We start from the raw sequence: 8529 nt of genomic DNA, 5'->3' as shown, positions 1-8529 counted from the left end.
TCGCCGGCTCGCCCTTGGCGCGCACGCCGGAGATCATCTGCCGCATCTGCCGCACGCGGACGCCGTCGGAGATTTCGAACTCGATCTGGTCGTCATCGACGACCTTGGTGACCTTGCCGACAAGGCCCCCCGTCGTCACCACGGTGTCGCCGCGGCGAATGTTCTTCACGAGTTCCGCGTGGTCCTTCACCTTCTTCTGCTGCGGCCGCAAAATCAGGAAATACATGATCACGAAGATCAGCGCGAACGGCAAAAGCGACATCAACATGCTGTTGGTATCGCCGCCGCCCGCAGCCTGGGCAAACGCAGGGGTAATCAGCATTCGGACAATCCTCGTGGGAACGGGAATGAACCGGCAACGCCTGAGCGTCAAGCCGGTCCGGGCAAATTCGCGCGGACTATAGCGGCCGCGGTCCCAATTGCAACGCTGCCAGACCCCTCATTTGGGTCGCTTGCGGCCCCTTGCAAGGCCCGTTAAGGGTGCGTGGTCAGGAAGACCAAAGATGTCAAAAAAGCCCAGTAAAACCGCCCCTCGCGCCGCCTCCAAGCCGGCTCCACGGAAATCGCCGGGTCCGGCCGCAAAACCTCCCGCGCCCGCTTCCGAGCGCGAGACCTCGGAGCGGATTGCGCGCGCGCTCGAATCCATTGCATCGCACCTTTCCGCGGCATCGCCAAAATCCTCTGCCGCTGATTCACTTGGTCACGCCGACGCCTTTGTCTGGCATCCGGACGGACGGCTGGCGCCGGTGCCGCGCGTTAGCCGCGTCGATATCGGCCTGCTGAAGGGGATCGACCGGATGCGCGACATCCTGATCGAGAACACCGAACGCTTCGCCGACGGCCTTCCCGCCAACAACGCCCTGTTGTGGGGCGCACGCGGCATGGGAAAATCGTCGCTGGTGAAGGCGGCGCATGCCAGCATCAATGCCAACCGCAAGCCGGCCGATCGATTGAAGCTGATCGAGATTCACCGCGAGGATATCGAGAGCCTGCCGGCCTTGATGGACCTCGTGCGCAGTTCGCCTTTCCATTTCATCGTGTTCTGCGACGACCTGTCGTTCGACGGCAACGACGCCTCCTACAAATCCCTCAAGGCGGTGCTGGAGGGCGGCATCGAGGGCCGCCCGGAGAACGTAATCCTGTACGCAACCTCCAACCGCCGGCATCTCCTGGCGCGCGAGATGATCGAGAACGAGCGCTCGACCGCGATCAATCCCGGCGAGGCGGTCGAGGAAAAAGTATCGCTGTCGGACCGGTTCGGCCTATGGCTCGGCTTTCACCGCTGCAGCCAGGACGAATACCTCGCGATGGTCAGGGGCTATTGCGGCCATTACGGCATCAAGCTCGCGGACGAAGAGCTTGAACGCGAGGCACTGGAATGGTCGACCACGCGCGGTTCACGCTCCGGACGGGTCGCCTGGCAGTTTACCCAGGAACTGGCGGGACGGCTGGGCGTGAAGTTGAAAGCCTAAATTGTCATACGCGGGCTTGACCCGCGTATCCATCCATCTTCGTGAAAGCATTAGTTGAACGTGATGGATTGCCGGGTCATAGGCGAGCGGAAGCGACGCCGTCCTTCGGACGGCTATGCCCGGCAATGACGATCAATCAGCGTTGACGCGCTCAGGCGCCGTTGAGGAATTGAAGCGGATCGACCGGCGACGATCCCTTGCGGATCTCGAAGTGAAGTTGCGGCGAACCCACTTCGCCGGACTGACCGGATTTGGCGATGATCTGGCCGCGCTTGATGGTGTCGCCGCGCTTCACCAGCAACTCGCTGGCATGGGCATAGGCGGTGACGTAGCCATTGGAGTGGCGGACCAGAACCAGGTTGCCGTAGCCCTTGAGCTCGTTTCCGGAATAGGCAACGACGCCGTCTTCGGCCGCCTTCACCGGCGTGCCCTCGGGCACCGCCAGATTGATACCGTCATTGGCCTTGCCATTGGTCTTGGCGCCGTAGCTGGTAATCACCTTGCCACGCACCGGCCAGCGGAACGTCGGCAGCGCCCCCGTTGCGTCGGCGGCCTTGACCGGGTTTTCAGCCGCAACGTCCTCGGCCGTCGGCGCGGCCTGCGCCAATCGGGCCTTTTGTTGGGGATCGGGCGTCACCACGGCCAATTTGGTCGCGGGCGGCGCCGCGACCGCGGCGGGTTGTGCGCTGGCAACGACGGCCGGCGGCACGGCCGCGGCGGTCTTTGCGCCTGGCACGATGAGTTTCATGCCGAGCTTGAGTTTTGCGGTGGGATCGATGTTGTTGGCTTTGGCGAGTTCGGGCACCGAGACGTGATTGCGGCGCGCGATGCTGAGCAAGGTATCGCCGTGATTGACGACATGAACCGAAGGCGCCGCGCTTGCCACAGCAACCGGCTTGCTCACGGGAGCCACCAGCGCGGGCGCGGCAACGGCCGCGACCGGATGCGGAATGATCAGCTGCTGGCCGGGAGACAGAACGCGCGGCCCCTTGTAACCATTGGCCTGCAGGATCGCCGCAGGCGAAACATTATAGCGGTGCGACAGGGTTTCGAGGGTATCGCTGGTGCCGACGATGATCGTGGTGCCCTGTACCGGGGCCCGGGTCGCCGCGACCGAGTGCGGCGGAACGGTGCCGGTGGCCTCGATCTGCGGATTGGCGGGCGGCGCATAAGAGGCTAATCCGCGCCCTCCTCCGGACACCCCGGTGTTGGCCGTCGGATACGACTGCGGCGCAGCGATCGGCGGCGGCAAGGCCTGCGACTGGTATTGCGGTTGCGGACGGGAATATTGCGGAAGTTCGCGGCGATCGACCGTGGAGCCCGGAACCGAGCCGGTGGCGTCCTGTTGTGAAGCAAACGGATTTTGTGAAACACGCGTCGACATATCGGCGCTGCAACCGGCAAAACCAATCGACATCAGCGCCAGCACCGCGACGTGCGGTACGCGGCGTGAGTAAAGCAACTCGACGACACGGGGCATGGTTACTCACTCGTACGCAACAAATTACTGTTTTGAGTAAACACGTCCTGAGTAAACAACCGCTTAAGCCCGGGAATAAGACGTTGGCGGGACAGCCAATCCGGGTTTTTACAGCTCGCGGGCGATGCCGGGCAGCGCCGGCACGAAACGTACGTCCACCAGTTCCTTGCGTTCGAAACCTGCGCCGGTCCGGGCCAGTCGGACCAGGGTCTGGATGCCCTGATGCGGTCCGACCGGCGCGATCAGTATACCGTCAGGCTCGAGCCGCTGCGCCAGCGCGTCTGGAATTTGCTCCATCGCGGCGGTGACGATGATGCGGTCGAAATCGCCGGCGCCCGCCGGGATATCGAACCCGTCCCCGAGCATCACCTCGACATTGTCGCAGCGCAACTGCTCAAGCCGCGCCCGCGCGCTATCGGCCAGCGTCCGGTAACGCTCGATCGTCAATACCTGCCGGCACAGCCGCGACAGAATGGCGGCCTGGTAGCCCGAGCCGGTGCCGATCTCGAGCACGCGGTGATGTTTCTGCAGCTGTAACTGTTCGGTCATGTAAGCCACCACAAAGGGCTGGCTGATGGTTTGCCCGCAGGCGATGCCGAGCGCGCTGTCGCGCCAGGCATTGGCGCGATCGGCCGCCGCGACAAACAGGTCGCGCGGAATCTCCTCCATGGCCCGAAGCACCGCCTGATCGCTGATCCCGCGCCGCCGCAGGTTGAGCTGAAACATCATCTTTTCCGGCGGATTCTGGGTGGAGGGCATTTGATCCCGTCAAGGCTGGTGCCGGGCCATTTCAGCCCGCAGAGGTCGAACAAGTTGATGCCATAAGCGCAGCGGCTTAAGGATATTTTTCGCTTCGAATCGCTGTTCCCGCCCGGGAACCCGGTGTACATCTTTGGCGTTGGTGGGCCGGTGATCAATCCTGCCCGCGAAGCAGAAACCGGCGGGCCGAAACGGCCGTCCGGCTCTATTTTGTGGACGTTGCGCCTGATAGCGTTATTTGCGAACCTTCGGTCTTGGGACGGGCGAGGACTTGAATATCAAGGACCTGGACATCAGGGGCTCGGACATCAAGGACGTGGATATCAAGGACTCGGACATTAAGGACTCGGACATCATGACTGCGACGCGGCCGCCGGGCGGTTCAGTGTTCCTCGTCGAGGACGAGGTCATGATCCGAATGATGGTCGCCGATATGCTGGAGGAGCTGGGCTACAGCGTCGCAGCGGAGGCTGGAGAAATCGGCGAGGCGATCAAGCTTGCGCAATCCACCGAGTTCGACCTCGCCATTCTCGACGTCAACGTCAACGGCAAGGTGATCTCGCCGGTCGCCGATCTGATCAAGGCGCGCAACCGTCCGTTTATCTTCGCGACCGGCTATGGCTCGTCAGGCCTTCCCCCGGAATACCGCGACCGTCCAGCGCTGCAGAAGCCGTTCCAGATCGAAACATTGGCGCGGATGATCGACGCGACGCTGAAGAGCACGGCGGTTTAGGGCAACATCACCGGTGTCATCCCGGCGAACGCCGGGATCCATAACCACCGGCGCGCCTGGTTGTGGAAGGTTTCTACTCCGATACTTTATCGAGAAGCCACGGCGCCGCGATGAGCGCGCTCACGCTGGGGTCCCGGCGTTCGCCGGGACGATGACCACGGTGGTTGCCCCGGTCTATTTCAACGTCGCCGTCAGCGCCTGTGAGAACTCATCGTCGGTGCGGTCGAGCCGCAGCGGCGTCACCGAGACGTAACGTGCGGCCAGGGCCGCGAGATCGGTGCCCTCGGCCGGCACGTCGATCTGCGCCAGACGCTCGAACCCGATCCAGAAATAGGGATTGCCGCGGCCGTCGCGCCGCTCGTCGACTTTCAGAAACCCGAGATTGCGCTTGCCCTGCCGTGTCACCCGCACGCCCGCGACATCGTCCGGCATGCAGGACGGAAAGTTGATATTGATAACGGTGTTCTTGGGCACGCCGGCATCGATCACCTTGCGCAGGATCGGCGGCCCGAATTTCAGGGCCGTCTCCCATAGCGGGGCATGGCGGGTCTCGATGCTGAATTCCTGCGACAGCGCGAACGACGGAATGCCGAGAATAGTGCCTTCCAGCGCGCCGGCGATGGTGCCGGAATAGACCACATCTTCAGCGACATTGCGGCCCTTGTTGACGCCTGACAGCACGAGATCCGGCATGGTTTCGCCCAGGATGTGGCGCGCGCCCATGATCACGCAATCGGTCGGCGTCCCCCGTACGGCGAAATGACGCGGTCCGACCTCGCGCAAGCGCAAGGGATCGTTCAGCGACAACGAGTGCGAAACGCCGGACTGATCAAGCTCCGGCGCCACCACCCAGACGTCGTCGGACAAAGCGCGCGCAATTTCCTCGACAACCTTCAGGCCGGGGGCATGAATGCCGTCGTCATTGGTGCAAAGAATTCGCATCGGATTAAATGCTCGTTTCGGTCGATTCCGGGACGGTCGACGCGCCGTCTTATCCGGCTATCGCCGTTTGGGCAAACCCGGCAATTCGGCCGCTGCCGCGATCGACCGAAAAAGCAAAAGCCGTGCGAGCGTCCGTTTTTTCCGGCTAGTCATCCTGTTTTATTTGCGGCTTTTCTCGCAGCACGGCGTCCAGCAGCGAACTGTGAACCTCGATTTTCCCGTTGTAGTCAATGAAGCCCTTTTTCCGGAATTTATTCATGAAAAAACTCACCCGCGAACGCGTGGTGCCGATCATTTCCGCCAGGGTTTCCTGACTGAGGGTCACCGGGACCGGCGTCGCGCCACCCTCCTTGCCGAAATTCGCAAGCAGCAACAGCAGGCGCGCAAGCCGTCTTTCGCTGGAATTGAACAGTTGGTCGATCAGATCGTCTTCGATCCGGCTGTTTCGCGACAGCAGGTAGGCAATGAAAAACGAGGAGAATTTCGGCTCCGCGGCAAGCGTCGCAAGCATGGCGGATTTTGTTATCGAGGTGATCAGGCACTCTTCCATGGCGTGGCTGGCGGAGGTGCGCCGTTTCTCCCCTTCGAGACATGCCTCGCCGAAGAATTGCCCCTCCGCGAAAATTCCGACCACCGCTTCCTTGCCGTGCTCGGACAAGACCGTGATTTTGACCTTGCCTTTCTGGATGAAGCAGACCGTGTCGGCGATGTCACCCTGGCTGAAGATTTTCTGGTTTTTCGCGTATTTCTCGACCGTTTTTCCCGCTTCGATCCGGGCCAGAAAAATCTGGGGATCAAACGCTTTCTTGAGCTGAATTGGCTGCGTATTGGGCATGGTGCTGGTTCCAGGCGGGAGCACAACACTCTCGGTCGCCGGCAAATGCCGCGGGAGCACGGTGGACAGTATAATCCCGTTATGTCCGGCAGGCGACTCAATTCGGGGTTGCGGCGGCCACGCGCGTTTCGGCCCAATTGGCCGCGGGCAAGCCCTGCGGCCCCGCGTTCGGCGTTAGGTCGGCGGCTTCAGCTCACCGGCAAGCCAGCCTTGCGCGTCCGATTTCATGGGATCGCTCGATATGACCACCGTTTCGACGCGGCCGCACCTCTGGCACTCGAACGTACGATAGTCGAATCCGGCTGGTCCGGCCTCAAGCTTCGACAACAGCATCCGATTCTGCTGGCAGTCCGGGCAGCGGGGACGCTCGATGGCGGCAATATGCGCTGAGGATACCGGCTGATATTCGGGCATGACGCATCCTGGTTTGCTGGGGGAGCGTTACCGAATCCGCTGTAACCAGCTCCAAAGCGCTACCGAGGTTTCAGGATGCCTCTTCCGGCGTCCGATGCCGTGGTCAAAATTGCTCATCTTGAAAAATTTTGGAGGTAAGGGGTGAACAGCTTTGATCCCGATCGCCATGACTGCAATTCAAATACGAATTATCCGCCTTTCAGCGACCGCCGATGCGAATGCCAATACGCCATACCCGAAGCAGTTTCGCTTTCGAGCCCTCGATCCGCAGCTCGAATTTTCGAACCGCCGGTGGCGGCGGTTCCTTCGCCAACTCGATCGGAGCGCTTTCTTTGGAGATGCCCTCCTTGGGAACGCTTTCTTGGGGAACGCTCTCTTGGGGAACGATTTCTTTGGAATTGCTATTGCTCACCCGCGCAGCATTCACTTCCGGCGGTGTCTTGCGAGGCGGTTCCGGGTAATATTTGCGCGCGACGGAAATTGCCTTCTCGAAATCCTCGATATTGAGCCATTTCAGCGCGCGCACGCTTTCCTGCACGCCATCGTCCCATAGCCTTGCGGCCTCGATATCGAACTGGCCCTTCTGCTTCTGGTCGCAGGCCTGGATGCCACTGCCGGTGACGGCCCATTGCCTGCCCACCCAGTAGATGTCGCGATGCAGGGCCATCGGTATTTTCGTTTCCGGACAAAATTACAGGCTCGCGCCGCCGCAAAAAAACGAAGATACCGGGACCTGCCGCCTTCGCAATATCGAAGGCGGACCTGGACTGGACAAAACTGCCGCAAAACCAGGTTTCGCGGGCGATGACCCCTTCAAGTGTGCTGATTTTTGGCGATCTTCCAACCGCCAGCCGCGATCGGCGGTCTCCGCGGTCTCTCAGAGAGTGTGGCCCTTGTTGCGCAGCTCTTCCATGATTTGCTTCCGCGCCTCCTCCCCCGCCGCCTGTCCAAACTTTTGACCCACAGCCATGGTTTGTGACGTGATGACCGGCATCATCCGCAGCAATTTCTGCCCCGTCGGCGACTTGTAAAACGCCGTCAGATCATGCAGTTCCGCCGCGGTGAAATTATTGGCGTAAACCGAAGCCATCTGGTTGGTGAGATCTCCGAGCTTCGCGTTCATCTTGTCCATGATAACCGGCAATATGGCATCGAAGTCGCGGTCCACATCGGCGCGGTTCTGAACGATCGCTGGCTTCAAATGTTGAATGACCGTCGGCAAAACGGCCTTGAATTGCTCGGCCAGCCTCATGGTGTCGATCAATTCCCGCGCGGCAGCCGCGGCGTCAGGGCTTTGCGATTGCGCGTGGACCGGCGCTATAAAAAGCAGTGTCACGATAAAGACGCCGGATATTCGGGTTAACGTCCGCATCAAGTCCTCCGAAAAAATCACGACGGCTTGTATCAACGTCCCCGTAAATACGGCATCGGATTCGGAAAGACAATTTGAGTCAATCGCGGGCGACCACCTTCACCCCGCCCATATAGGGCTGCAACACCTGCGGCACCGCGATCGAACCGTCTTCCTGCTGGTAGGTTTCCATGACGGCGATCAGCGCACGGCCCACAGCTGTGCCGGAGCCGTTGAGCGTGTGCACGAAACGCGGCTTGTTGTCGGACCCGCGATAGCGCGCATCCATGCGCCGGGCCTGGAAATCGCCGCACACCGAGCAGCTCGAGATTTCCCTGAAGGCGCCGCTCTCGCCCTGCCCCGGCATCCAGACCTCGATGTCATAGGTCTTCTGGGACGCGAAGCCCATGTCGCCGGTGCACAATGTCATCACCCTGTAATGCAGCTCGAGCCGCCGCAGCACTTCCTCGGCGCAGGCCAGCATGCGCTCGTGCTCGTCCTTGCTCTTTTCCGGCGTCGTGATCGAGACCAGTTCGACCTTGG

11 protein-coding genes are annotated in these 8529 nt (G+C 61.2%); 2 read left to right on the top strand and 9 right to left on the bottom strand.

Features of this window, described 5'->3' with window-relative positions; genetic code table 11:
• Positions 1 to 322, bottom strand: a 322-nt coding sequence (gene yajC, locus ABR948_RS25290) for a preprotein translocase subunit YajC (protein WP_428123219.1), incomplete at its 3' end; no start/stop codon positions are given.
• A 181-nt stretch (positions 323 to 503) separates the two neighbouring features.
• On the opposite strand from yajC, the gene ABR948_RS25285 reads away from it, so the two are divergent.
• Positions 504 to 1472, top strand: a complete 969-nt coding sequence (locus ABR948_RS25285; RefSeq protein ID WP_428123218.1) for an ATP-binding protein — start codon at positions 504 to 506, stop codon at positions 1470 to 1472.
• Between the two features lie 151 nt (positions 1473 to 1623).
• Here ABR948_RS25285 and ABR948_RS25280 read toward each other — a convergent pair whose 3' ends face one another.
• Both ABR948_RS25280 and ABR948_RS25275 read right to left on the bottom strand, forming a co-directional pair.
• Positions 1624 to 2952, bottom strand: a complete 1329-nt coding sequence (locus ABR948_RS25280; protein WP_428123217.1) for a peptidoglycan DD-metalloendopeptidase family protein — start codon at positions 2950 to 2952, stop codon at positions 1624 to 1626.
• 108 nt (positions 2953 to 3060) lie between these two features.
• Entirely contained in the window at positions 3061 to 3711 is a 651-nt protein-coding gene (locus tag ABR948_RS25275) for a protein-L-isoaspartate(D-aspartate) O-methyltransferase (RefSeq protein ID WP_428123216.1), read from the bottom strand.
• A 355-nt stretch (positions 3712 to 4066) separates the two neighbouring features.
• On the opposite strand from ABR948_RS25275, the gene ABR948_RS25270 reads away from it, so the two are divergent.
• Positions 4067 to 4444: a response regulator gene (locus tag ABR948_RS25270; protein WP_428123220.1), complete on the top strand. Its 378-nt coding sequence runs from the start codon at positions 4067 to 4069 to the stop codon at positions 4442 to 4444.
• Between the two features lie 174 nt (positions 4445 to 4618).
• On the opposite strand, the gene surE is transcribed toward ABR948_RS25270, so the two are convergent.
• The 6 genes from surE to ABR948_RS25240 all read right to left on the bottom strand — a co-directional run.
• A complete protein-coding gene (gene surE, locus ABR948_RS25265) occupies positions 4619 to 5386 on the bottom strand; it encodes a 5'/3'-nucleotidase SurE (RefSeq protein ID WP_428123214.1) in 768 nt (255 codons plus the stop codon).
• Positions 5387 to 5531: 145 nt separating this feature from the next.
• Positions 5532 to 6221, bottom strand: coding sequence for a Crp/Fnr family transcriptional regulator (locus ABR948_RS25260; RefSeq protein WP_428123212.1), 690 nt, complete (start codon positions 6219 to 6221; stop codon positions 5532 to 5534).
• 174 nt (positions 6222 to 6395) lie between these two features.
• On the bottom strand, positions 6396 to 6635 hold the full coding sequence (locus tag ABR948_RS25255) for a response regulator (protein WP_428123211.1): 240 nt from the start codon (positions 6633 to 6635) through the stop codon (positions 6396 to 6398).
• A gap of 199 nt (positions 6636 to 6834) precedes the next feature.
• Positions 6835 to 7302 (bottom strand): hypothetical protein, encoded by a 468-nt coding sequence (locus ABR948_RS25250; RefSeq protein ID WP_428123210.1) that lies wholly within the window; start codon positions 7300 to 7302, stop codon positions 6835 to 6837.
• Positions 7303 to 7512: 210 nt separating this feature from the next.
• A complete protein-coding gene (locus tag ABR948_RS25245; protein WP_428123209.1) occupies positions 7513 to 7899 on the bottom strand; it encodes a DUF2059 domain-containing protein in 387 nt (128 codons plus the stop codon).
• Between the two features lie 187 nt (positions 7900 to 8086).
• Positions 8087 to 8529: aminoacyl--tRNA ligase-related protein (locus tag ABR948_RS25240; RefSeq protein ID WP_428123207.1), on the bottom strand; the 443-nt coding region annotated here is incomplete at its 5' end.

This window comes from Bradyrhizobium sp., assembly GCF_050014615.1.
GTDB lineage: Bacteria > Pseudomonadota > Alphaproteobacteria > Rhizobiales > Xanthobacteraceae > Bradyrhizobium.
Note: the sequence above shows the minus strand (reverse complement) of the source record. Positions and strands in the feature narration are given on the sequence as shown.

What these genes read in the sequence shown, in the direction of transcription:
- ABR948_RS25285 (WP_428123218.1), top strand. Translation starts at nt 504, where the DNA reads ATGTCAAAAAAGCCCAGTAAAACCGCCCCTCGCGCCGCCTCCAAGCCG.
- ABR948_RS25260 (WP_428123212.1), bottom strand. Translation starts at nt 6,221, where the DNA reads ATGCCCAATACGCAGCCAATTCAGCTCAAGAAAGCGTTTGATCCCCAG.
- ABR948_RS25270 (WP_428123220.1), top strand. Translation starts at nt 4,067, where the DNA reads ATGACTGCGACGCGGCCGCCGGGCGGTTCAGTGTTCCTCGTCGAGGAC.
- ABR948_RS25250 (WP_428123210.1), bottom strand. Translation starts at nt 7,302, where the DNA reads ATGGCCCTGCATCGCGACATCTACTGGGTGGGCAGGCAATGGGCCGTC.
- surE (WP_428123214.1), bottom strand. Translation starts at nt 5,386, where the DNA reads ATGCGAATTCTTTGCACCAATGACGACGGCATTCATGCCCCCGGCCTG.
- ABR948_RS25255 (WP_428123211.1), bottom strand. Translation starts at nt 6,635, where the DNA reads ATGCCCGAATATCAGCCGGTATCCTCAGCGCATATTGCCGCCATCGAG.
- ABR948_RS25275 (WP_428123216.1), bottom strand. Translation starts at nt 3,711, where the DNA reads ATGCCCTCCACCCAGAATCCGCCGGAAAAGATGATGTTTCAGCTCAAC.
- ABR948_RS25280 (WP_428123217.1), bottom strand. Translation starts at nt 2,952, where the DNA reads ATGCCCCGTGTCGTCGAGTTGCTTTACTCACGCCGCGTACCGCACGTC.